This is a genomic window from Desulfogranum marinum (assembly GCF_016918565.1).
Classification (GTDB): Bacteria; Desulfobacterota; Desulfobulbia; order Desulfobulbales; family Desulfobulbaceae; genus Desulfogranum; species Desulfogranum marinum.
The window spans coordinates 1-24,683 of the sequence record NZ_JAFFQD010000056.1 but is presented as its reverse complement, the minus strand read 5'-3'; the positions used below and the strand labels follow the sequence as shown (position 1 = coordinate 24,683).

23 protein-coding genes are annotated in these 24,683 nt (G+C 43.3%); 16 read left to right on the top strand and 7 right to left on the bottom strand.

Going from position 1 to position 24,683, the window contains the following annotated elements:
• Positions 1-325 precede the first annotated feature (325 nt).
• The 5 genes from JWH17_RS20820 to JWH17_RS20800 all read left to right on the top strand — a co-directional run bounded on the left by JWH17_RS20820 (position 326) and on the right by JWH17_RS20800 (position 7,942).
• Positions 326-970, top strand: a complete 645-nt coding sequence (locus JWH17_RS20820; protein WP_205224624.1) for a GGDEF domain-containing protein — start codon at positions 326-328, stop codon at positions 968-970.
• Between the two features lie 949 nt (positions 971-1,919).
• Entirely contained in the window at positions 1,920-4,091 is a 2,172-nt protein-coding gene (locus JWH17_RS20815) for a methyl-accepting chemotaxis protein (RefSeq protein ID WP_205224623.1), read from the top strand.
• A gap of 111 nt (positions 4,092-4,202) precedes the next feature.
• Positions 4,203-5,375 (top strand): sigma-70 family RNA polymerase sigma factor, encoded by a 1,173-nt coding sequence (locus tag JWH17_RS20810; protein WP_205224622.1) that lies wholly within the window; start codon positions 4,203-4,205, stop codon positions 5,373-5,375.
• 345 nt (positions 5,376-5,720) lie between these two features.
• Positions 5,721-6,953, top strand: coding sequence for an FprA family A-type flavoprotein (locus tag JWH17_RS20805; RefSeq protein WP_205224621.1), 1,233 nt, complete (start codon positions 5,721-5,723; stop codon positions 6,951-6,953).
• A 755-nt stretch (positions 6,954-7,708) separates the two neighbouring features.
• Entirely contained in the window at positions 7,709-7,942 is a 234-nt protein-coding gene (locus JWH17_RS20800; protein WP_205224620.1) for a hypothetical protein, read from the top strand.
• A 144-nt stretch (positions 7,943-8,086) separates the two neighbouring features.
• On the opposite strand, the gene JWH17_RS20795 is transcribed toward JWH17_RS20800, so the two are convergent.
• The gene (locus JWH17_RS20795; RefSeq protein WP_205224619.1) at positions 8,087-8,455 is read right to left on the bottom strand and encodes a hypothetical protein; all 369 of its coding nucleotides are present in this window, start codon (positions 8,453-8,455) and stop codon (positions 8,087-8,089) included.
• Between the two features lie 16 nt (positions 8,456-8,471).
• Here JWH17_RS20795 and JWH17_RS20790 point away from each other — a divergent pair, with 16 nt between their 5' ends.
• On the top strand, positions 8,472-10,178 hold the full coding sequence (locus tag JWH17_RS20790) for a sensor domain-containing diguanylate cyclase (protein WP_205224618.1): 1,707 nt from the start codon (positions 8,472-8,474) through the stop codon (positions 10,176-10,178).
• Positions 10,179-10,317: 139 nt separating this feature from the next.
• Here the strand turns inward: JWH17_RS20790 and JWH17_RS20785 are convergent, their stop codons facing one another.
• Together JWH17_RS20785 and JWH17_RS20780 are read right to left on the bottom strand one after the other, a co-directional pair.
• Complete coding sequence (locus tag JWH17_RS20785; RefSeq protein WP_205224617.1) at positions 10,318-10,488, bottom strand: hypothetical protein; 171 nt, start codon at positions 10,486-10,488, stop codon at positions 10,318-10,320.
• A gap of 3 nt (positions 10,489-10,491) precedes the next feature.
• The gene (locus tag JWH17_RS20780) at positions 10,492-10,740 is read right to left on the bottom strand and encodes a hypothetical protein (RefSeq protein ID WP_205224616.1); all 249 of its coding nucleotides are present in this window, start codon (positions 10,738-10,740) and stop codon (positions 10,492-10,494) included.
• Positions 10,741-10,793: 53 nt separating this feature from the next.
• Here JWH17_RS20780 and JWH17_RS20775 point away from each other — a divergent pair, with 53 nt between their 5' ends.
• The 6 genes from JWH17_RS20775 (at position 10,794) to JWH17_RS20755 (ending at position 14,960) form a co-directional block, all read left to right on the top strand.
• Complete coding sequence (locus JWH17_RS20775) at positions 10,794-11,447, top strand: hypothetical protein (protein ID WP_205224615.1); 654 nt, start codon at positions 10,794-10,796, stop codon at positions 11,445-11,447.
• Entirely contained in the window at positions 11,444-11,902 is a 459-nt protein-coding gene (locus JWH17_RS20770; RefSeq protein WP_332468462.1) for a putative transposase, read from the top strand. Before JWH17_RS20775 ends, JWH17_RS20770 begins: the two co-directional genes overlap by 4 nt.
• Positions 11,899-12,204, top strand: a complete 306-nt coding sequence (locus tag JWH17_RS20765; protein ID WP_205224613.1) for a putative transposase — start codon at positions 11,899-11,901, stop codon at positions 12,202-12,204. The genes JWH17_RS20770 and JWH17_RS20765 overlap by 4 nt, the downstream gene beginning before the upstream one ends.
• 1,823 nt (positions 12,205-14,027) lie before the next feature.
• Positions 14,028-14,438, top strand: coding sequence for a LysR family transcriptional regulator substrate-binding protein (locus JWH17_RS20760; RefSeq protein WP_205224612.1), 411 nt, complete (start codon positions 14,028-14,030; stop codon positions 14,436-14,438).
• Positions 14,439-14,481: 43 nt separating this feature from the next.
• Positions 14,482-14,676 (top strand): hypothetical protein, encoded by a 195-nt coding sequence (locus tag JWH17_RS24740; protein WP_369125075.1) that lies wholly within the window; start codon positions 14,482-14,484, stop codon positions 14,674-14,676.
• Between the two features lie 8 nt (positions 14,677-14,684).
• Positions 14,685-14,960, top strand: coding sequence for a hypothetical protein (locus JWH17_RS20755; RefSeq protein WP_205224611.1), 276 nt, complete (start codon positions 14,685-14,687; stop codon positions 14,958-14,960).
• Between the two features lie 85 nt (positions 14,961-15,045).
• Here the strand turns inward: JWH17_RS20755 and JWH17_RS20750 are convergent, their stop codons facing one another.
• Together JWH17_RS20750 and JWH17_RS24735 are read right to left on the bottom strand one after the other, a co-directional pair.
• Positions 15,046-16,083, bottom strand: a complete 1,038-nt coding sequence (locus JWH17_RS20750) for a DUF3616 domain-containing protein (RefSeq protein ID WP_205224610.1) — start codon at positions 16,081-16,083, stop codon at positions 15,046-15,048.
• A gap of 10 nt (positions 16,084-16,093) precedes the next feature.
• Positions 16,094-16,525, bottom strand: coding sequence for a Pycsar system effector family protein (locus JWH17_RS24735; RefSeq protein ID WP_369125074.1), 432 nt, complete (start codon positions 16,523-16,525; stop codon positions 16,094-16,096).
• 78 nt (positions 16,526-16,603) lie between these two features.
• Between JWH17_RS24735 and JWH17_RS20745 the strand changes: the two genes are divergently transcribed.
• Positions 16,604-16,939, top strand: coding sequence for a hypothetical protein (locus tag JWH17_RS20745; RefSeq protein WP_205224609.1), 336 nt, complete (start codon positions 16,604-16,606; stop codon positions 16,937-16,939).
• Positions 16,873-17,979 (top strand): metal-dependent hydrolase, encoded by a 1,107-nt coding sequence (locus JWH17_RS20740; protein ID WP_205224608.1) that lies wholly within the window; start codon positions 16,873-16,875, stop codon positions 17,977-17,979. The genes JWH17_RS20745 and JWH17_RS20740 overlap by 67 nt, the downstream gene beginning before the upstream one ends.
• Before the next feature lie 202 nt (positions 17,980-18,181).
• Here JWH17_RS20740 and JWH17_RS20735 read toward each other — a convergent pair whose 3' ends face one another.
• On the bottom strand, positions 18,182-18,976 hold the full coding sequence (locus tag JWH17_RS20735; protein WP_205224607.1) for an EF-hand domain-containing protein: 795 nt from the start codon (positions 18,974-18,976) through the stop codon (positions 18,182-18,184).
• Between the two features lie 288 nt (positions 18,977-19,264).
• Between JWH17_RS20735 and JWH17_RS20730 the strand changes: the two genes are divergently transcribed.
• Positions 19,265-19,981 carry a response regulator transcription factor gene (locus tag JWH17_RS20730; RefSeq protein WP_205224606.1) on the top strand — a complete coding sequence of 239 codons (717 nt, stop codon included), beginning with the start codon at positions 19,265-19,267 and terminating at the stop codon, positions 19,979-19,981.
• Positions 19,982-20,253: 272 nt separating this feature from the next.
• Complete coding sequence (locus JWH17_RS20725) at positions 20,254-21,726, top strand: ATP-binding protein (protein ID WP_205224605.1); 1,473 nt, start codon at positions 20,254-20,256, stop codon at positions 21,724-21,726.
• An 859-nt stretch (positions 21,727-22,585) separates the two neighbouring features.
• Here JWH17_RS20725 and JWH17_RS20720 read toward each other — a convergent pair.
• Entirely contained in the window at positions 22,586-24,064 is a 1,479-nt protein-coding gene (locus tag JWH17_RS20720; RefSeq protein ID WP_205224604.1) for a helicase HerA-like domain-containing protein, read from the bottom strand.
• Between the last annotated feature and the right edge of the window lie 619 nt (positions 24,065-24,683).

Here is a 24,683-nt window from a genome sequence, read left to right as displayed (position 1 = left end):
GATTAATTTTGGTAAGAGGGTCACCGTTGCTGTCGATTTTACGCATCCGATTATCAAGGTCGAAGAATCCTGGCTGAAACATATCGGCTCCATCAAGTAAAAAACGGCTTAGAAGATGATGGAAAAGTATAACATAATATCAATATTTCAGACAGTTAAAACACTATTTGCGCTTGTTTTGCTGTAGTAATTATTCGAGAAACCCATAATTAACAGTCCCCCTTCATGGATTGAACGCAATCATAAAGCAGTTTCTAGACTGTCAGGAATAATTGTTTCTGTTCTCACGTTGCTTGTATATGTTCATTTTCGTCAGGCGAGAATATTGAGAAACCAAAAGCGGGTAAATGAGGAACTTAATCGAAGGGTAAAAGAAAAAACACAGGAGTTTGAGTTGGCTAACAGGGAATTGGCCAGACTTTCCTATATTGATGAGCTAACCGAATTATATAATAGAAGATATTTTAATAAGTGTTTAGACAAAGAGTGGCAAAGACTCCAGCGTATAGAACAACCTCTTGCACTTCTGTTGTGCGACATAGACTTTTTTAAGCAGTACAATGATACCTATGGTCACCAAGCTGGCGATTATGCTATAGCTCAAGTTGCAGCTGTCATCTTAAGGAACGTTCGGAGAGCAGCTGAGATTGCTGCAAGGTATGGCGGAGAAGAATTTGCTGTAATTCTACCCCAAACTGACTTAGAACGTGCGACATTGGTAGCTGAGAAGATCAGAAAAAGCCTAGTGAAAAGAAATATTCCACACAGCAATTCAACAGTAAAAGATCGCTTATCGATGAGTATCGGTGTTGCAAGTGTAGTCCCAAGTAATGCTGAAAGCCCTGCTCTATTGCTGAGCCTTGCCGATGAAGCTCTTTACATAAGTAAAAATAGCGGTAGAGATCGAGTTTTCTCAGTGAATCAAATTGAAGGAAGCCCTGATTCTCCAGTTGCAGGCAATCGCTTGTAACATTTGCACATCCCCTCCAAATCAATCCTTTGCGTACTTCTCTGCTAGTTTTTTCACTGTTCAATGGGGCAAATACCTCAAACAACAGCCTCTTTTTTTGCCCCTATCTATAGAAATCCCTGCTCACTTTTCAGGCTTAAATTTTCCATATCGGTGCAGACCACACTGTATCAACTATTCTGAAAAAACAGACTGTCTGTCTTTCTGGATTATTCTGCACAATTTTATTTTTCGATGGATCTTCTTGTTAATCAACCGATCTTACATGGTATTTTTTATGATTGGTGTAAATAAAGCTCCTGTATTTGTGAGGCAAGTTTTAAAAAAGGTGGCAAACATCTCTCAGCCCACATCCTTTCCACGTGCATATCATACTGATATCATATCTTTTTCTAACCCTAGCCCTCGCCAGTCAAAAATGGCATGCCACTTGCTTGGTTAATAAGTAAACAACCTACACTGAATTTTTTTTCTGGTTCTTCCGGATGAAGCGTACTTATCTGCATCGCCCAGTACCACTTGCATAAGGTCGAGACAAAGAAAGTGTTAGCTGTTCTTTACAGATTTAATCGGTTCAATTATTTGCAGTCTTCTCCTTCCCCCCTTTGAAAAAGGGAAGGGAGAAGAAAAGGCAAAAAAAAGTAATCTACTTCAAAAGGAGAGGCAATTTGCAAAATGCTTTTTCCTTAGAACCTCGAAAAATTGAGGCTTCATGTCAAAAGTACGCTTGAGTCGGAAGAACCTATTTTCTTATTTAGAGGGGCACCTATTTAAGTCATGTTTGAAGCGATGTCATTTAATTATTTGGAAGGGAAACATTGAAAGTACCTTAACTGATCACCGAGGGTAGCGACATGAGGGTACTGCACTTTTAATTGGCAGTTCCTGTTAACATACAAATACATTTTTTCACCGCCCGACAAACCTTTAAATTAGAGGATACGTATCAATGAACATCAAATCTGTCAGAAACAAAATTGCAGGTATTGCAGGAGCCTGTCTTGTAATCTCTTCTGCTATTCTAGTTGGTTACAGCCTGTATTCAGGAAGAACAAGTCAAAAACTGGTTAACAGTCGTGTCTCGTCGCTTATTGAGTCTCGGTCTCTAGATGGCTTGAAAAATTTGGCGGGCAACTATGCCGGCAAGATTCAGGCTGAATTTCAAGTCGCCTTAAATGCCGCCCGTACCATGGCTGATACTTTCATGGTGTCTAAATCTCCAGATAACGGAGATCTGGAGTTGGGGAGAGATCAGATCAACGCTATTTTGCTAAAGGTGTTGAAAAATAATCCAAACTTCAATGGCACTTACTCCTGCTGGGAACCAAATGCTCTCGATGGACAGGACAACATGTTCAAAACCGGTAAAAACGGCAATAATAAGGTAACAGGACGTTTTACCCCGTACTGGAACCGTGACCAGCATGGCAATATTGCTGTTCAGCCTCTTGTTGAGTATGACACCATGGACAGGCATCCAAATGGAGTCCTTAAAGGCGGTTGGTATATTGGACCAAGCCAGAACTACAAGGAAAGCGTGCTCGATCCTTTTCCCTATATTGTTCAGGGCGAGCAAGTGTGGCTAACCACCCTTTCGGTTCCAATTCTTGTTAATGGTACGTTCTACGGTGTCGCTGGAACGGACTACAACCTGAACTTTGTACAAAGAATGTCAGAAGATGTTGACAAGTTACTGTTTGAAGGAAAAGGGGAGGTTACCATTGTCAGCAACATGGGGCTGATTGTTGCTGACAGTGAACGTCCGGAGTTAATTGGTAAGCATTTCAAGAATATCATTACTGATAAATGGGAAAAATATTTAAAAGATATTCAGCAGGGACAAAGTACAGCTGAGCTCAATCATGACAATAAGATGTTTCAGGTGTTTGCACCTATTGAGCTTGGAAGAACAGGTAAACCGTGGTCCATCATGATCACTATTTCCCAAGATACCGTTTTAGCTGATGCGATTGCACTAGATAATGATCTTACTGCCGAAGCCAGGACTAGCACCACTATGCAGATTACTGTGGGACTTGCTATCGCCGCAGTTTCTATTTTTCTACTCTGGTACGCAGCTGGTGGCATAGTTCGGCCTATTCGCAACACTGTTGATATGCTTAAAGATATTGCAGAAGGTGAAGGTGACCTTACCAAACGTTTGGAAATAAAGGCTAAAGATGAAATGGGAGAGATGGCCGCCTGGTTTAATCTTTTTATGGACAAACTTCAGGAGCTGATTAGTCAAATAGTATCTGATGCTGATTTGTTAAACACCTCATCGACATCGCTTTCTGCAATTGCGACACAGATGACTTCCGGGGCCCAGTCGATGACTGAGAGGTCAAAAACTGTAGCAGCAGGTGCAGCAGAAGTTGATAGCAATATGAGCAGCGTTGCCTCCTCTAGTGAAGAAGCAGCTACTAATGTAAATATTGTTGCTGCTGCAACAGAGGAGATGACTGCAACCATAAATGAGATTGCTCGTAAGTCTGATGAGTCACAAAAAATTTCTCAATCAGCAGTTGACAAGGCAGGGGAAGTCTCAGAGAAGCTAAGCGCACTTGGAACAGGTACACAAGAGGCTAGCAAAGTAACTGAAGTGATATCAGACATCTCAGAGCAAATTAATCTCCTTGCTTTAAATGCGACCATCGAAGCGGCCAGAGCTGGAGAATCTGGCAAAGGCTTTGCGGTGGTTGCTACAGAGATTAAAGATCTGGCAAAGCAGACTGCTGAAGCAACCCAGGTAGTAAAGGATCAGATCGATAATATCCAGGGGGCCACTGGAGCAACAGTTACCGAGGTTGGGCAAATTTTAGAAATCATTCAGGATGTCAGCGGTATTGTTTCCTCCATTACCGAAGAAGTCAGTAGCCAGGCACAAGTAACTCAGGAGATAGCGGAAAATATTACACAGACCTCCCAGGGAATTCAGGACGTAAATCAGAGCGTGAGCGACAGCTCTGTTTTGGTCGGATCGATTTCCACTGATATTGCTGAGGTTAATCAGGCTGTACAAGAAGTTTCAGGCTCAATTAGCGAGGTAAACCTTAAGTCAGAAGAACTTGCAGCTATTTCAGAAAAATTGCAGGAACTTGTTGGCAGATTCAAGGTGTAAGAGCCATAAAAAGCAACAAGATAATATAGTTTAGACATTATCTTGTTGCCTAAGTAGCAAATCTCAGCAGTGATTGAAAATTGATAATCCCTGACGGGTATATAAAACACAATGCAAATCGCTACCAAACAGAACATCGTTGATATCCTTGTAACAGAGTGTTCTGAAAATACCTTCCTTCAACAAGTTTGCGAACTTGGCTTGAGTGCAGAACTTCAAAATAAATGTATTGAAGCAGACCGAGCATTAACTTCAGAAGACATAAGCGCTAAACACCTCTACCTTACAAAAGAGGATGAAGGCGAGCTTGCCACGGAAGTTTTACTGACAAGGCATAGATTCACCCAGCTGGTTGCAAAAAATGTAGTTTTTCGCCAGGCAGCTCTAACCATCATTCAGAATATATATATATCTAAAGAAAGAAAAATTTTCTTTGGGACTTCATTTGATATCGCTGAGAAGGAAAGGCAGGTTGGACTGAATCTTTTTAGTCAGCCTGCAGACAGCGTTTCTGTCCCACTGGAAAAAACCTTTCAGCACCTGATAATTGCACGAGTGTGGGAACGTATATTGTATAAAGCGAACCCGGAACTAATTGATTCTAAAGCATTTGCTCAACTCAGGGGCGTTGTGCAACGGCTGAATACAGCCCGAAATATATATATCTTGTTGACTACGCGGTTGGTTGCAAAAATTACCTCCCAACTTCAAAAGACATATCAACAATCGATCAATCATAGGGATGCTTGCCAAATTGCTAGTTTTGGGGTTGCCCGAGCCGCCTATCGCTATCATCCTTCCATTGGGGTTCGTTTTTCTACATATGCCTCTAAGTGGATACAGAGAGAGGTTCAATTACAGGCTTTGAGCGGTCGCTTGATAAAGGTTCCCGCAAGTCTGCTTGAAAGATTATCAAAGGCATCAAGGAAGGGAAATAAAGAAGAGGAGCAGCAGGCAGTAGGTACCCTTGCAAATGCTACTGTTGCTTTAAGTAGCGAAGAAGATATTCTCATCCAACCTTACCTCTCCTCTGCAGATCCTGCTGATTCGGCGGAGCAGAAACAGCTGGCAGGAATTTTGATGAGGATAGTCAACTCTGTGTTGCCAGAAAAAAGTGCAGATATAGTCAAGCGACGGTACGGCCTAAAGCCTTATGGTGGTCAGCCCCAGTCAATGGTCGAGATTAGTAAGCTATATGGTGTTAGCAGGGGTAGTATTTATCAGTTGGAAAAAAAGGCTTTAAGGCAACTGCGCAATCATTTGAGATCTAAAGAAATAGCCTGACAAGCATTATGCTTTTGTCACATAATTAAACAGGAATGTAACTCCTCACAGGCTCCCACCGAGTCTCCCGTTGGTCGCTTACCTCTTCGGATGATGACCACTTCCCGCATAGATAGGCTAACGGAGTGTTCGGTTACCTGCGATAAATAACAACTGTCCAAATATGAGACACCTGTAAGCAGTTACATTACAGGTTTTAGGTATAATAAATCAAAGGGTTGTCAACCCCGTGGGTAGTTGCACAGCAATAATCATTAAAGTACCTTTCGCCTCTCATATATTCTTTAAAAAAGGAACCAAACTAATCTATAAGTAATTAAACGGTAAATTAATCAGGAGTGAGAAGTGAACTGTATTAAAATGAGTGAAAATGTCTTTCAGCTTAAGGTTAACATAGAAGAACCAGGCTATCTGTTTGAAGGGCTATGGCCAGTTCCTAATGGCGTGAGTATCAATAGCTATCTTGTTAAGGGTGAGAAAACAGCTATCATCGATTTAACACAGGACATTTATGATTTAACGCAATCTTTTGAACTTCAGTTAGAGCAAGCGGGTGCAGGGCTGGAAGCCCTTGATTTTGTCATAATCAATCATATGGAGCCGGATCATTCAGGGCTGCTACGTGACCTGGCAAAAAGAAATAGTACTTGTCGATTTGTCTGTTCAAAAAAGGCTGCCCCCTTATTGGAACAATTCAGCTCCGTTCCTATGGATAGAGTAGATACTGTAGAAGATGGTGACAGTTTAGACTTAGGGCATGGAATGGTTTTACATTTTCACCTTATTCCCAATGTCCATTGGCCAGAAACCATGGCTACTTATCTCGATAGAGCAAAAATATTATTTCCGTGTGATGCTTTCGGCTCGTATGGTGCCGTGAAGGACCAGGTATTTGATGATCAGCTTTCTGAAGAAAGAGCAGCTTTTTTTGAACAGGAGGCCTTGCGCTACTACGCAAATATTGTTGCAACATTCTCTCCTTTTGTTGAGAAGGCTATAAACAAGCTCGATAGTTTGGAAATTAATGTTATTGCTCCATCCCATGGCATAGTTTGGCGAAAAGATCCGGCTGTGATTATTAATCATTATAAACGGTACGCTTCATACGCCAAGGGGCCCGCAGAGCCAGAAGTTTGCCTGGTATGGGCTTCAATGTACGGTAATACAGGAAAATCCATAGCATCTCTTATTAAAGGGATACGGTCAGAAGGGGTAGACATTACTGTTTTCCGTGCTCCCCAGGATGATCTGGGTCATATGTTAGCTGCGGCGTGGAAATCAGCGGGGTTGGTTTTTGCGATGCCTACTTATGAGTACAAAATGTTTCCACCAATGGCCCAGGTGATTGAAGACTTGATGGTCAAAAAAATAAAAAACAGAAAGGTGTTACGGGTTGGCTCATATGGCTGGGTAGGTGGAGCAGAAAAAGATTTTAGAAAGAAAACAGAAAAGGCTGGTTGGGATATTATGGATAGCATTGAATTCCAAGGGTGTCCAACCGATTCAGATTTGTGTGCTATGGAAGAGGCCGGTAAAGAACTAGCTCAAAAGATTAAGCAATTTTGTAATCAAGCATGATAACCCCGGATTTCTCATCAATAAAGTTTTTCGCAGGGCAAGGCACAAGCCGTACAGCAGGTAGCGAAGATTCCGATAGTAAACAACCGCAAGTGGTTTGTAACGTAGATCCTGCGGAAAAATCTATTGACCCGAAGAGGGAATTTTTTGATTGAAAACGAAAAACAGACTGGTAATTTGTAATTAATTATAAATTTACTCTTTAAGTAATAATAAATAGTATCAAACAGTTGAACTAAAAACCAAAAAGTTCTTGCAAAATTCGGGCTGAGCTTGCTTTACCCCATTCACCCTGAGCATTTACTAACATTTGTAATGTATCTGTGTTGGAATAGTTATTATTCACTATTCCAACACCCCTCCCTCACGTTGCATCTTCTATTGCTAAATATGTGGTCCCGCTTGACTATAAATAAAGATATTTGAAGCTTTCTAAACTTATTTTTATTTATCCCTATTTGATACCTATTCGGCCAAAATCACAAAATTGTCCGTTTCTGAAACCTGTAACTGGTGACCAGTGCTCCATATGGGCATAAGTGGATCGATTTGGCAGGTAAACCCCAACTTCAGACCTCCTGATCTCGACAGTTAAAACCAAAGCAATAAACCACTCTTAAAAGATTGAGAATAGGTGCTAAATGCTATTTTTATTTGCATGGTATCGATGATCTGGTTGCCGCCAAGCTAAGATTTAGATAAGATACCGCTTTGGATAAAGGAGTTCAGATAAAACTATCCACCATACCATCACCATGGCGCAGCTGCAGTTACCCATTTTCCCCGAAGGATCTACATCGATTAATCAAAACATCGCTTTTGTGAAACAGGATAATACCATCACCTACATTTACGGGTCTTTGCCGGTGTTTTCTCATGATGTTGACGACATGAAAACCTTTCGTATGTTTACCAGTCAACTGTACGTCAATGGCAGTGCGTCCCAGGTCGAGATCTGTCGAGCATTCGGGGTGAGCAAAATTACTTAGAACACTTGAAGAGGAAGGATAAATTGAAGCGGGTCGGAAGGAAAGAGGTCTTTTCTATCAAGCTAAAAAACAAATTTTCAGGAAATTAACTCTTTCACACCGTCCTTTTACCTTACAAAAATGGTAGTATCACAGTCAAATACGCTAAAATACTATTTCAACAACATCTATTCCATCTTGTTTCAGCCTTCTTACCCATAAGAGCACAGTGATGGGCTGCTCACTATCGCTTTGGCACAGCAGAAAATAGAGCTGCACCTCTTTCTCAAAAAAAGAATACGCTCCTAGTGTATTTCTCTTTTCAGCACAAACTGTATAATAATTGTTGTATTCATCAGCAACAGCGCTTTCCGTCTTCAAGTTTCGATAACAGGAATCCCCAAAAATGGTAACGTCTATACAAATAACAACGGTCTGGACAAGTCTCTTGCTCTGCATTGTCTTGACAAACGTAACAATAACATTGGCAGCACCATTTTCTCCGATACACCTAAGAGCTGAGAGTAACTCCATAGTCCCTGGAAAAGAAGTGCAGTATCTTATTGCTGATGATGATCACACTGATATTGACGATATTCTAAAGGAAAAAAGAGAGGGTCTGTGGCAGAATCCAGACATAACGCCTCTCTATCTTGGTAATACTCATACCAGAATATGGGTTCGATTAAGACTCACATCACATGCAAATGTCCCACCAGACTGGATTTTGCAAGTCACCTGGCCTTATTTCAAGGAAATAGAGCTTTATCTCTTCGATACAATAGATGGTCAGCTGATATTTCCGAAGTCCTCGATGACTCAGGCAGCACATAATCCTCTTGCAGCGCATCTTCCCTTTGCCTTCGCTCTGTCAGCATCACCAGCAATGGACCGAATAATGTACCTTAAGCTCCATGCCAGTGTGAAGATGCTTGTGCCGCTGAAGATTGTCCGCAAAAGCACCTTTGAGCAAAAAACGCTTGTTCGGCACATCCTTCTGGGGTTGTTTTTCGGTGCCCTTCTTGCGATGGGCTGCTACAATATTTCCTTATACTTTTTTACGAAAGATGACAGCTATGCCTATTATGTCGTCTATGTCATTTCCATCATACTCTACACTCTTGGCATGACAGGTCTGGGACAAACATATCTCTGGCCGAAAAACAGTTGGCTTCTAGCCCATGGCTACGGAGTTTTTTCTTCTTTTTCCTTTCTGACTGCGTCTCTGTTCATTCGCCGAATTCTTTCCCTCCCCTTCTATGGCGGCTGGCCGTTGCATGTTACCAATCTGGTTGCCATTTATTGGGGCATCATGTTTGCCCTGTACCTTGGACCAAATTATCAATGGCTTGTTACTACTGAAGATTTTGGAGCGACTACAACCTGTGTCGCCCTGCTTGTTACTTTATTTTTTTGCTGGTACCAGGGAAGTATTACAGCGAAATATATTACCATCGCCTGGACCTTACTCCTCCTGTCAACAATTCTGTTGATGATGGGATTGACAGGAATCATTCCTTTTTCACCAATGGCACAAAACAGCCAGAACGTTGGTTTAGTTGCTGAGGTTATATTATTGTCCCTTACTCTCGCTGAACGGATAAATCGCACACGGCAGGAGAAAGAAGAAGCCCAGGAAAAAGTATTGGCTATGGAACGTCAGGCGAAAACAGAACTTGAAATAAGGGTTAATCAACGAACAGTTGAGCTGCGAAGGACCTTGCAAGCACTCGAGAGCGCGAATAAAGAGCTTGACACCTTAAGCTTAACAGATGACCTGACCCAACTTGCCAATCGCCGGCATTTTAATGCTGTTTTACAACAGGAGTGTAAACGTGCAAAACGATATTGTCAGCCCCTGTCAATTATACTTGCTGATATTGACCACTTTAAAATGATCAATGATACCTTCGGGCATCACATTGGAGATAAATGCCTCCAACACATTGCCCACATTCTGGGTTCCCAGGCCAGAAGGGCAGAAGACCTGGTCGCTCGTTTCGGAGGGGAAGAGTTTGTCATCATTCTGCCAGGAACATCAATTGAAATCGCAGCCGCTACCGCCGAACGGATAAGGCATAGCGTGCAGACTGCACCATTTCATACAGATGAAAGTGATTTCAAGATTACTGTCAGCCTTGGTGTAGCTGAACTCTCTTCCCGAGAGTCTGAAACTGAAGAAGAACTAATCAAAAAAGCCGACAAAGCAATGTATCATGCTAAAAACTCCGGAAGAAACAGAGTTGAAATTTTTTAGCCAGCATGACTGTACCAAATCGAGACAATCATTATCACTCTATGAAAGCAACCCGTTGGCAACAAGAACAATTCCCGCCAGATTAGTTTTTCGGATAATACTGTGTCTTCGTTCCGACCAGACCTGACGGTTATCCGCTTCATCTTACTCCTGCCTTGTTATATGTGGCTGCCATCCGGCATCGGTTGCCTTCTTTCCAACAGTCAATAACGGTTCTTTCCATTCTGCCCAGCCAGCATTTCTCATCACATTCAAGGTTGGCCCATATAAAGCCACGGTTAAAATCTACTACGAGTTCCCGTTTCCCCATGGCTTAAAATACACCTTCAACCTGAGGACACGATAATTTTACAATATCTATGGACTTTTTCATTAGTCTAATGAGATGTCCTGATTGATATGCGAGCTGGATGATTATCGATACATTGGCACCAAATTCAACAATCTTTACTGAAAATCTTGTCAGTGAGTATTCCTGGGCAATCCGGCCACCCATTCCAATTGATTCCGGCCAGGGATTCCATTCGATTCCGGCCATCGTTTTCGGAGGGTAGCGACGCATAGAACCAGATGGTAGAGGAAATCTTTTTGAACGACTACTTCAAGGAGATTTTCATGCCCAAAAAGAGATTATCTCTGCGAAAGATAAGAGAAATATTGCGTCTCAAATACGGTTATAATTGTAGTAATCGTGAAATCAGTCAAAGTTACGGTATAGGCAGGGCGACAGTCGGTGATTACTTAAACCGTGCAAAGGCAGCAGGGTTAGACTGTCCCCTTCCTGATAAATTGAGTGATACCGCTCTAGAAAACCAGCTTTTCCCTTCATCAGCACCTCGCACGACACATTCCCGCTTCATTCCAGACTTTCACGAAGTCCACAAAAAACTGAAATCCCGTAAACCCGTGACCCTGAATTTGTTATGGCAGGAATACAAGGAACAGAATCCAGATGGCTACCAATATAGCTGGTTTTGCAATAGTTACCGCGATTGGGCAGCTCATCTGGATGTCGTCATACGGCATGAACATCGGGCAGGCGAAAAACTGTTTGTTGACTATGCTGGTCAAACCGTTGATTTGATCAACCATGAAACCGGTGCAATCCACAAAGCCCAAATCTTTGTCAGTTTTATGGCTGCCAGCAATTATCGGAGTTCCATCAACAACAGGTCCGCTTGGTTTCCGGTCATGTCGTCGATATGCAATTGGCTGAACGTGGCACTTTTCTTGGTTGAAAACTGTGGGTTCATGAAATACGTAAGTTGAGAAAAGGAGGGCACCAAACGTCCATTATCTCCACAGAGTACGCAAGGGAATTGACAAGTGTGGCCGCAGCTATGTTTGCCAGGTGGTCTCAAGAAAACTTTTTTAAATATATGCGGGAACATTATAGTTTAGATAGGCTTGTTGACTATTCAACTGAATCTATTCCTGAAACCACGCAGGTGGTCAACCCGTTGTATAGAGAGGCTGACGGAGACGTGAGAAAACTTGCAGCCAAGCTTGCTCGCAAGCGGTGTGAATGTAACTCAATCATCCTCTGCGATGATATTGAGCCGGATAAGGTTGTTGCTTATGAGATGAAAAAACAGACCATGCAGGAAGAAATTGAGGTCATGGAGCAGCCCCTGGATAATTTGAAGGCCTGCCGTAAGCCCTATCATCTCATGTCAAATTTTCTGATCTACCCGAGGAGGATCAATTCAGAAAGCTTGGAATGAAGACTAAGTATTTCCTCGACACCATCAAAATGATCGCATATCGGGCAGAGACAGCCATGGCAAATATTATCCGCAAAACAATGCCCCGCCAAGATGATGCAAGGAGCCTCCTTCGGAGCCTGTATAATACAGATGCTGATATTCTACCTGATGGTGAAAAACAAGAATTGGTAGTCCGGCTGCATCAACCAGCTAACCGTTGCAGTGCGGACACGATCGCTAACTTGTGTCAGGAGCTGAACGCTACGTGTACCAAATTTCCGGGCACTGATTTAAAGCTGGTCTACAAAATGGTATCGTAGAATAATCTCGTGAGATCAGGAGATCTGAACTTCGATACTTTGCTATGCAAAACGATCCAGCCATCCCCCAATGGGGTGTTGCTGAATAGTTCCCTTGTTTATTTAGAAAGCAATCATACTGGCACCCTCGCATCGAGAAAAATGGTGGCATTAGGTAGAGGAGATTTTCTTCAATGTGACAGTCCTTGTTTCTGGACAGCATATGTTGTGCTTACATATGGCATTATCACCATCGGTTTGCTTTAAAAGGTGGGTAGAATAGCGCGTTGAAGGTGTATCGTGAACCGATGGCGAAGCAGGTGTTAACGTGTCCACTAAACCGGACTGTCTGGTTTTCCAGACTAGATACAATGCTTTCAGTAAAATATTGAAAAAAGGATTCTAAAGGCGATACACGCTCATAGCACTTACTTTTCATATCGTTAGTATTGCCGGTTACCCGGTATCAAGAGCATCTGAATAACATCGGAACCAGAATGGCCCCCTGTAAGCACCTGTTATATATAAATATAATTGACTATGGTGTCTTGCAGGTGTATGTGTCTTGTTTTTGTAAGTAATACTTTTGTAGTATTTATCCGTTATTCATTATGTCCCAAAAAAATTAATATTTGGTGGTAATAGACCTTTTATGTCCAGTGAAGAATAGCTTATTTATTGGCACGGTGATTGCTTCATTTAGTTTGTTCAACATTGAAACAATGTAGCCCTGCATCGAAAGCGAAAAGTGACGTAACCGTTTTAAGAAAGAACCTCTTTGCTTTGTATGTGTGACATTTAGTAATTTATGCTTCTGGTGGATACCGGTTACTGATCATTTGCAATTGATATTTCGTGGCACTTATAGTGACCGATAAGTGCTACGAAAAGGGTTATTTCATTTCCATGTTAAACTGATGAAGCTTACTCCTGCTGTAGACTTGTGGTCTGACCGCCTTGTAGTCTATGTGATGTAATTAGGATTATGCAGTCATCTACACCATGAGATTGTATGCGTATTAAAATAAATGGTGTGCCTTGAGAAGGTCTGTTTATATTCCGCGACGTATTTACAGGCCTTCTTTTCTTCTTCTATACCAATAGCTTTGGTGGCGAGCGGAAAATGATAGAATGGCAAAAGAATCTTTACTGTTTTTGTAGTCATTTGCTGTGGGTTTGTTTTTGTTCCTTACTCCCCTACAGACGATGATTCGTGCAAAACAATGGTTGAAGTCACTAACACCCTGACGTTTTGATCAGTATTAGTTGAAAGAAGGAGTAGGCCTGTCTTATCAAGCTACTTAGACGCATCCTGGCAAGCCTGCTACCACCCCCTCTCTTTTTCTTTTATGATTAATGCCATTGATTTTTACAAACAGCGAAAAAGATGCATGCCTGTTGACTTGACTGTTTGCATGGCCATGTGATGCAGAGAAACTATCTCCTTACACCTCTGCATCACATGGTTACCACCGCCTAGAAGCCCCCCTCACAACTTTATCCCTCTCGCTTTAGTCAGCACCACTTATTGCATCAAGATAGTTGGAGTCACCTGAATTTGCTGGACGCCCCAACCTGAAAAATCATATAAAGAGCGTAACGAGCGGTGACTGAACATAACTGAAGCCCTTTGTCTATCAAATAATTTAAGCAGTTATCTGATATGACAATCATTTCAGCCCCCCCTCTCTATCTCCCGCAACTATGACAAAGACCCAAATTATTGCTTTGGGGTTAAATGCCTGCAGCAAAAATCCATGCATAAAGAGCAGGGGTGCCTTTTCTTCCAAGTTAAAATATAACTCGCACGGGCCACGCCTAAAGCTAGCCACAGGATGTAGCATGTGCCTAATACGCGAAGAAATGGTTCAACCGCTGGAATAATTTGTAAAATTGTGGCGGATTTTAGAGAGCAATATGAAGCTGTAACCTTCACCCTCACCTTTGGAGGGCCTGAAACCTTATTGCCTCTACTGAGAAAGGGGCGGGTTGATTTTGCATTAGTGGATGTGTTTCTCACCCAAAACACACATATTGGAAATCTGGGTATGTACCATTTTTATCCAGTTGTTGAGGAAGAAATAATCCTTGCGTGTTCTAAAAAATATTATCAAAAACACATAAACAATGACCTTTCCTTCACATCATTGTCACAACAAAATTTCATCAGCTATAGAAAGGATCTGCAGACTATTAAACAGTGGTTTAAACACCATTTCTCAAAACCCAATGTAGCTCTTCGCGACGTGCTTTGACAGTCACCAAACGGTTATAGCTGCGATCAAGCATCATGTAGGCATGGGAATAGTTTCCTCTCACCTCGTGCAAGATGAGCTTCGTAGTGCAGAAATTGTTCGCATACAAACCTCCACGCCGGATATCATCAACCCAATATCTCTTGCGTATTTACAGGATAAAATTCCACCCTTTACAGAAAAATGTTTCGAGAAGTATCTGGTGGAAAAAATCAAAAGTGTGAATTTTGCAATTTAATAGGTGAGGTGCCGCGTACCAGGCTAATCATAAAGCTGAATAACGCACTTCCCCCCACTGTACGTTGCCACTTTCGCCGTTATGACAATACTCCAACAGGACAAGATCTACCATGCAGACCCCTCTACGACACCTATGCGTTCTTGATAGAGCCTTATGCGACAACAGAAAGAGAGGGATATTCCTTCCTGCGTGCTCCAGACGAATTTTACCAGGCGATTGATGCGCTAAAGGAACATGCCAGTGACCGGGCAACTGCTGTGAAGGAATATTTGAATGAATAGTCGCAAGACGTTCTACCTAAACGACTAAAACCGATTATCTAGACGCCTATTGAAAAATAGGCGTCTACGGCCGGACTTCAACGGGTCATTTGCCGGACAATTGATCGTAACGCAGAAACAGGTAATGGCCGGGTTTACCTTTCTTTCCATCTCCATCATCACTAACGATCAAAATTCCTGTTTGACCGTCCTGCAACCTTACCGGCGTAACGCCCTCGGCCTGGCGCAAATTTTTTACGTCTGGTACACGCAACCGTTGTGGCGAATCATTTGTGTCTCCGCTCCATAACCAGAGCTTAAATTTCTTCCCTTTTTTTCTACTGAGGATGAGATAACCACCCAAATGCTGGTCATAGCACATAGAGCGAATCCCTCCTTCTCCCAGATCTAACTCAATAAGCGTGTCTGCAATTCGAGGCACCTCATTATGATCAAATACTGCCAAAGGATTCTCCAATACCACTACAATGGCATTGCCGTCAGCCAAAGGACTGCGCAGTCCAATGAGCAGCTTCTGCTTGGTCCGGTCAAAACTCAGACCCTCTATATTAAACCCTCCGTCATCTTTTACGTCGTGTATATTGAAAGCGTGTTTAAGGACCCCATGTTTCTCTGCAATTTGGCTGCGCAGATCCTTTGAAATCTTAATACCAGTAACCTTGTCACCGTCCAGGACAAAACGTATAAGCTGCTCACGTTTATCTGTTCGTTTACCGTTTTTCTTGCGCGAGTGAGAGGTGATGACATAGATACGGTTTTGACCATCGACCGCGACCGCCTCCAGGTCTTCCATTATACCGAGATCCCGATTGGGTGATAACAGACCGGCCAGGTTTCCACTGTGCAGGATCTGCTCTGCGACCCGGCCATCAGACTTGAGAGAGAGCAGACCAAGCGGTTGGTGTGACTCGTCTTCGACAACAATAAAACGACCGTCAGCCAGTTGCTGAACCCCTGATGGTTCGTAGATCAGTCCAAATTTACTGAACTTACTGGAAAATGGAATTTCTGCAGCTGTGCAGCTAAGGACCGAAAAGCCGACAGCTAATGAACCAACAAGGGGAATCCAGGCTTTTCGGGGGCATAATGCTTTGTATAAGAACAACAAAAAGGCTCTATACATAAATAAACTCCTACCGTAACGGATCGAACGGTATGACTCTGGATTGCACGAAACTTATTATCTCGGTTAGGCCGATTGTGTGGTAGACCACAATGACTATCAGTAACATTAAAGTGCTTAAAGTTAAACCAACCAAAAAAGCAGTGTAGGATATTTTCAATAAACGAAATTTACGATTTGCAACTATTCCGAGCAGATAAATTTGCCATGTCATATTTTTGTAAATACGTTCGTTTTTCTGCAATATATCGCTCATAAGTTTTGAATGCTCGTTTCTAGTCAGTGAAGCAAAATGTTCAAAGACCAGGATATTGGCTTTGTTGTTCCTGAAATCTTCCACAGTGCTCTTTCTTTTGAAGGAATGCGGTTGTGCCGCCAGCACCGCAAAAATTATCGAACAAAGACATGTTGTCAGAAACACAGCGATAGGGGCAACGAACATTGGCTCAGCAACCAATAGATACGCAGGTATTGCTACCTTGGTTTGAATTTCTGTAGATTACTGACAGAGGTTGTAAATATGAAAAGTGCAGGAAATATGGAAACAGACAGCAAAATGTGGGTAATGCTTGACGAAAATGAGAATAAGGTGAGCCCAATCAAAAGTAACCTGCAGTTTTTGTTATCTATTCCGACTGCACCTTCATGGCAAGGTCGCCCGTTACCGATCCAGCACACCTTTTGCGTCAGGCCAAATCCTGGCAAAAAATCAGATATATATACAGCCATCCTCTTTTTATTACTTATATTTCAATCATTGGAAGAACAATTTAACTTGAGTAATTTACCATGGACTCACTTACCCAGGCAGCACTTGGTGCAGCTGTTGGCCACCTCTTCTGGAATAAAAAATTAGGCAACAAGGCATTGTACCTTGGTGCAGTCGGCGGCACAATCCCGGATCTGGATATCATCCTTTACCCCCTCCTCGATGACGTTCAAAGGCTTTACTGGCACCGGGGAGAATCCCACTCAATCTGGTTTGTTCTTCTTGGCTCCATGTTGACGGGCTGGCTGCTCTGCAAATATTTCCACAGGGAGCGATTGTCCTTACCATCGGCAGTTCTCGGCACATTGCTGATTTACGCAACACATATTCTCATTGACTACTTTACCGTCTATGGTACGCAACTACTTGCGCCACTTTCCCGTACGGGCTTTGCTCTTGGCAATTTTTTCATCCTCGATCCGCTGTTCACTCTCCCTCTCCTCCTGGGATGTGCTATAGCTGCAGTTGCAAAATCCTCCCTTGGGGTAAAAGCCAACGTGGCTGGTTTAACCTTGGCCGCCTGCTATATGATGTGGTCGTTTTCCATTCAGGCCATTGCGGATCATACCTTTCGCTCAGCACTCGCAAAAGAAAACGTCGATATTACCAGGCAGCGAACCACTGCAGGCCCTTTCACCACCTTTCTCTGGCGGCATGTCGCAGAGACAAAGGACGGTTTTCTCCTTGCTTACTGGTCCATCTTTGACAAACCAACTCCAACTATTCAATTTTACCACATCCCACGCCAAGCCGATTTAATAAAAAAAATAACTGACTCAAGAACTTTTACGGTTGTAGAGTGGTTTTCGCAAGGATGGTGGTTCGCCGTTGACGAAGGAGACAATTTAATCAGAGTTGTTGACCTCAGATTTAATGAAATCCCATCAATGCATGGTCAATCGCATCAGAAATGGGATTGGCCATTTGCCTGGAAATTCGATCTGCAGGCTCCACAGGAAAAGTCCCTGTTCTCGATATTGCCGGATGTAGATGCACCACTTCACACTCTACAATTATTAACGACCAGAATTCGGGGAGGAAAAAATTGGTATTCCACCTCAGGTAACATAGGTACAGGAGCTATCACATACGCTGAAAGACTACAGGAGCCACTCAAAACGCAATGAATGGGGACGATCAAAATAACCGAGCCTGATCCATTTTACGGCTACAGTTTTGGTGGTGCGATATCAAGAGGTTTACTATGCAGTAGCCCTTATAGGACCTGATCACAGTGTACTTTGGAAAAGTAGCTATTCGTTCAAACTCAGGTAAGCCCTGACTCCGAAATTGGAAGAAATAGCCACTTTTCAAAAAGCACTATAGGCTTTATGCCTGAACATCTACCCCTGTAGAGTAGTTTGCTGCATTTGATGCTATGTGATTGCCAAGAATTTCAACCAGGCTTGACAGGGTATCACTATCCGCATCCTCAAGATAAGAGCTAAAAATATCACCCATTGTACTCATGTTGCCATTCTGAGGCGGAGGGCCGAGCTTTTCATGTAATTCTGACATAAGTGATTGCATTTCCTCTTCTTTGAGGACACCATCTTCGTCTGCGTCGGAGGCAGCCAATGATTCTTCTGCATTAATCGACGTCCCACTTACCGTCGACATTTCGTCAGTCAGGGCACTCAATTCCTCCAAACTGATTGCACCATCATCGTTGTCATCGACTTCGCTGAATTGTTCAGCCGCATTAGGCGGTGGTGGTGGTGCGGGCATTGCTCCTATCTGACCGATCATACTACTTAGCTCAGAAGAACCCATATTTTCTGAATAGCTGGAGAGAGCTTGCTGAAAAGATGGATCTGTACCACCAGACTGACTTGGTGGACCAAATTGTTCCATCACTGCCGTCATCATACTATCCATTTCACTCTGGCTAAGAGCACCATCGTTATCACTATCAAAGGTTGAAAAAGCATCCTCTGTAGTAATGGTTTGACCGGAACGTGATGAAATTTCTTCTGTGAGCGTTGCTAACTCTGTTGCACTGACCCCACCACTGCTGTCCGTGTCAATTTCATTAAACTTTTCTTCCGGGCTTGGGTGTCTTTGTACGCTCTGATTCATCATGGTATTGAGCATACCTTGGTTTCCACCGATGCTATTGATCATTTATTAGCCTCCTTACGGCATCCGATAATATAAAAGTACTTCCTGTACAACAGTCGTACCGATAACTCTTTCCTGTTATCATTATCGACGAAGAACCCCAAAAACTGTGTTAACCTGGAGTAATGTTTTGTAAAGGTTTGTAAAGCAGGACGTTAACCTGTTGTACTCCTCCTATGGAACTTTTACATTACAAGGCAATTGAGCTGAGTACACATCAGCACGTTTGGCTGTTCATGGTGTTACCCCTTACTTTTTTTTTACTGAGCGTTACATTTTCTATTTTCAGCTATGTCGGAATATTTACCCAAAGAAAGGGTTCTCATCGTTGATGATGACCATGAACTCTGTGAACTATTAGTTGATTATCTGGAACAGGAAGATATTGCCTGCCATTTTGTCAATGATGGCCTTACAGGTCTTGAAGAAGCCCTCACCAATGATTTTTCTCTTGTCATCCTCGACGTTATGCTCCCGGGTCTCAATGGTTTTGAGGTGTTACGATCAATCAGGCGTTCTTCACAGATACCAGTCATCATGCTCACTGCCAAAGGTGAAGATGTGGACCGCATAGTGGGACTGGAAATGGGAGCTGATGATTACATGGCCAAGCCATTCAATCCACGTGAATTGGTCGCAAGAATCCGTGCTATAGCCAGACGAAATAACAGGTATGCTGCACAGCCTGAACAACAGAACCTCCCCGTCCACCTGAGCTATGGCGATGTTACTCTGGATGCGGGTACGAGAACAGTTACCCAAAATGGCAAAATTATCTCATTGACCTCTGTAGAGTTCTCCATGCTGCAAGAATTGCTCAACAACATTGGGAAAGTGGTGCAACGCGACCAGCTGGCGATAAGTGTTCTCGGGCGCAAGCTTGAAGAATTTGACCGCAGTATTGATGTGCACATTAGCAGTTTACGAAAAAAACTAGGTCATCAGGTGAATGGTATTGAGCGAATTAAAAATGTACGCGGAGTTGGGTATCAATATACTACGACCTAGCCCGAATTTCTCATCAATAAAGTTTTTCGCAGGGCAAGGCACAAGCTGCGCAGCAGGTAAGCGCAGACTCCGATAGTAAACTACCGCAAGTGGCTTGTAACGTAGATCCTGCGGAAAAATCTATTGACCCAAAGGGGGAACTTTTTGATTGAAAACAAAAAACACACCGTTAACAGTGCAGATTGCATATTAGCTAATGATATCAATTAATTGAGTTTTAAAATAAAAAGTTCATGAGAAATTTGGGCTAGCCGTTTGGAACGGATGGAGAGATGATAGGGAAAACCATTTTTGCAAAATTGTTTATCAGCTTTGCATTAACAGTGTTGGTCGCTGGTCTGGTTACCGGCCTGATACTCTTTTCTTTTTCCCACCGTTCTATTCAAGGGGCCAGAGAGAGTTTCCATGAGCAACGTAATGCCGATATGGCCAGAGCCATTACATCAGTTGGGAAAGCTGCCTATGGGATTTACGAAAATAAAGACAGCGAAGAGTTTGCCAGGTATTTACATGGAATAAACACGTCTATGATGACGGAGTTATTCCTGCTGGTGGATGGTAAGAGTTATCCGGAAGGAAAGGTGTTGCCGACCGATCTGAATCACGTCATCAACTCTTCTCTTGAACTGGGAAAATTGCAGCTTACAGAAATGAACCGGCTCCTGTTTGTAGCCAGCCCACTCGTCTCCCATGACGGCAACCCATATCTGATTGCGGGAATTCATCGTATCCCGCCCCCTCCCGCTCCTTGGCAAAAGGGACCGCCCAGGGACAAGAAATTGCCGTTTCACCCTTTTCCCGGCCTTGATATCCTCATATACACATCAGTTTTTTTGCTCATCATCGGCTTTGTTTGCTACTGGTTGGCGCACTCTTTCAGTCTGCCGATTCAAAAATTGCGTACTACAAGCAGACAGATTGCCTCTGGTGACCTCTCTGCCCGAGTTGCAACGGTTAAAGGACAAAATCAGGGTGAACTGGCAGACCTTGCACGTGACTTTAACCACATGGCTAACAGGTTGGAAAAACTGGTAGAGTATCAGAAAAGATTACTCGTCGACATCTCCCATGAACTTAGATCTCCCCTGGCTCGAATTAGTTTAGCGCTTGAACTTGCACGACAAAAAGGGGCAGAGAATAATAGTTTGATGCTGGACAAGGTTGAAAAAGAGGTAAGCCGCCTGAATGAGCTTATAGGCCGACTACTGAGCTTGCCATCCTCGAAACAGGGCCTGGAAAATATCGAAAAAACCTATTTTGACCTAGCTGTTCTCGTTAAAGAGGTTGTGGACGACGTATCTTTTGAAGTTGAAGGTACGGGTAAACAGGTGACAATAGCAGGCCATTTGCCGGAAATTAATTTCTACGGCTCACGAGAGATGATAAGGCAAGCTGTTGAAAATATACTCCGTAATGGGGTGTATTATACTGCTCAAGGAACCAGTGTTGAAGTGAGCCTTTGTCTACAGAAATCCGAGGAAAATGGTTTACAGAAAGCTGTAATACTTGTTCGTGACTTTGGTCCCGGCATACCTGAAGAAGACCTCTTACTTGTTTTTGAGCCGTTTTACCGGGTATCTGTCGCACGAGAGCGTTTACAAAACGACAGTGGAGTAGGGATTGGCTTAGCTATTTCGAACCAGGTAGTGCAGCAGCACGATGGTGAGATTTCTTTAATGAATGCCGATGACGGCAAGGGACTCATTGCTCGCATCATACTTCCCTTACCGATAACGTATCAGTGAAATTGTAAAACTGGTTGAAAACCTAGTTATTGCGGGTAAACACGTTCACGCTCTGTATGGCAGAAGTAGTGCAAGGCTTGATGCTAACGCAAAAATACCTTCAGCCTTATATATGTTGCCCAATTGCATATTCCAGAGCAGACCACAATCACTAACTAAACGAACGTAATTATACATACCCTCCTCGTCTTTATCTGCCCTTCCTGCTCCGTATATATCTTCGCCATAGCCGCCTAACACATAACCGAACATAACATGCCACGCATAGTAATACCCTGGTTGTTCCTGACCAAATGAGGCGGATGTGCTTAACCAGAAATATGCATCTACATCCGTAACGGTAAAGAAACGAGTGGCAATCGCAGAGAGATCAGCAACGTTTACATTGCCAACTCAATCCTCTTGTTTCTTATCCCATTGCAATACATTATACATTACCTTCTTGCTGTGAATCCATGGCTCCCAGCTGGCTGATAGCTTACCACAATATAACATGCTGCCTCAACATGCTTGACTCACCCAGAGGTTGAGAATTGATACGGGCCTTTTACAGGCCATGGGGTGCCAATGCAGCATGCCTAATGTCCTCTAATGCTGCTCTGGTCACTTTACTCCACCAAATGATAGATAATGTGGTATCCGGTGAGGCCTCTCACACCGGTAACAAGGGTTCGAGTCCCCTTGGGGTCAGCACATAAAAAAAAACCTTTGAATGGGCGTAGTTTATCTGCTATCCAAATAGATATGCAGCAACAGAAGAAAACAAAGAAATGAATCTGTCCCCTTTTTTCTTTTTTTTTCTTTATGATCAGGCCAAAGTGAATAAGGCCAATGTTCGTGACCTCTTCACATCACCCTCTTATTTTCGGCGGCCACCAAAGAAAGATCCCAATATGCCACGAATGATCTGTCGGCCAATCTGACTGCCGATAGCTCTTGCTGCACTTTTAATAAAAGCTTCGCCCGCGCTCTGTCTTGTCCTGCCGCTTGTGGGTTTTGTCTTTTCGCTTGTTTTGAGCCTTTCTGCTTCTTCCTGTTGATTCTGGATCTCTTTGGCTCGGTCCTTTAGTATTTCGTATGCAGACTCACGGTCGACAATATGCTCGTAGCGACCCTGTAATGGTGAACGTTTTATTCGATGCTGACGCTCTTCTTCAGCAAGAGGACCGATACGGGTTTCGGGAGGGCGAATCAAGGTAAGTTGAACAGGGAGAGGTTTTCCTTTGTCATCCAGCACAGAAACAAGTGCCTCACCGATACCAAGGGCAGTAATAGCGGTCTCGGTATCGAAGTCCAGATTGGGAGGGAAAGATTGAGCCGCACTTTTAATGAATTTTATGTCCTTCGGTGTGAAAGCCCGAAGGGCATGTTGGATTTTGAGTCCCAGTTGGCCAAGGATGTCTTCGGGGATGTCCTGCGGGCTTTGGGTAATAAAATAGATACCAACGCCTTTTGAACGAATTAATCGCACTACTTGTTCTATCTTGTCGATAAGTATTTTGGGGGTTTGGTCAAATAACAGGTGAGCTTCGTCGAAAAAAAAGACAAGCTTTGGTATGTCAGGATCACCAACTTCCGGAAGTTGTTCAAAAAGTTCCGAAAGTAACCAGAGCAGAAAAGAAGAATAGACTCTTGGTGCTTGCGCAATCAACTTTGTGGCATCAAAAATGCTGATCACCCCGTTGCCGGAAAAATCGACTTGCATGAGGTCGGATAGTTTAAGGGCAGGTTCACCAAAAAAGTGTTCAGCGCCCTGTTCTTCCAAAACGAGTAATTTGCGTTGAATAGCACCGATGCTGGCGCTGGAAATGTTTCCGTACTCATTGCGAAGTTCTTTGGCGTTGTCGCCCATCCACGTCAACATGGAACGTAGGTCTTTCAAATCCAGCAGTAACAGCCCTTGATCATCAGCTATTTTGAAGCAGCCGTACAAAATGCCGGACTGCGTTTCATTTAAATCAAGCAGATTCGACAAGAGTAACGGCCCCATTTCCGAAATGGTGGTTCGTATGGGATGACCATGTTCGCCAAAGATATCCCAAAACACAACCGGATACGGACGCTGTCGGTAGCTTTCCAGATCGATTTTTAACAACCGTTCATCAATATTAGGATGCGGAGAGCCGGCAATGCTTAGACCGGAGAGATCGCCCTTGATGTCAGCGGTGAAAACAGGGACGCCTAAACGGGAAAAACCTTCCGCGAGAATCTGCAAGGTAACGGTCTTGCCAGTACCCGTTGCCCCGGCAATAAGACCGTGCCGGTTGCTCATCTTACAAAGTTGCTTAACCAGAACTCCTTTTGCTCCACCGATAGCAAATTGGTTTCGTTCGCTCATGGCATTCTCACTTTTTATTGGCTCTGCTAAAGTTTAGCTCACCAGCGAGCTTCAGCCCGTTGACGTAGTGTCACTATCGGGCATTAGACGTCCTTCGGCACGGGGTGCTTTTCTTCAGTTGTACAAGGTCGCCCCAGAGATTCTTTCTTCCTTCGCACGTTCGCTGATTGTTTTGTTGTTGGGGGAAGTATCTTTTTGAGAAGAGCAAAAGCTATGCTTCAGTATTTAAAAAATACCCCTTTCGAGTATATGATCACAATGCCGATATTGTGATCAACCCGAGAAGAAGCACCAGTGAAAAAGACGTTAGCCCACACAGCGTGGGAATGCAAATATCAAATTGTCTGGATCCCTAAGAATAGAAGAAAGAAAAAAGGGGACAGATTTATTTTTTCCCAGGCCATGGGGTGCCAATGCAGCATGCCTAATGTCCTCTAACCCGGATTTCTCATCAGTGAAGTTTTTCGCAGATCGAGGCGCAGGACACGCAGCAGGTAAGGTAAAATGAGAAGGCTGGTTCACCTCCCGAGTTTTATGCTACACATAGCATGTTCGACAAGAACTAACTCAACGCAGTCAGATGCTGCAATTAAAGGAGAACCAGCCATGCATAGTATAA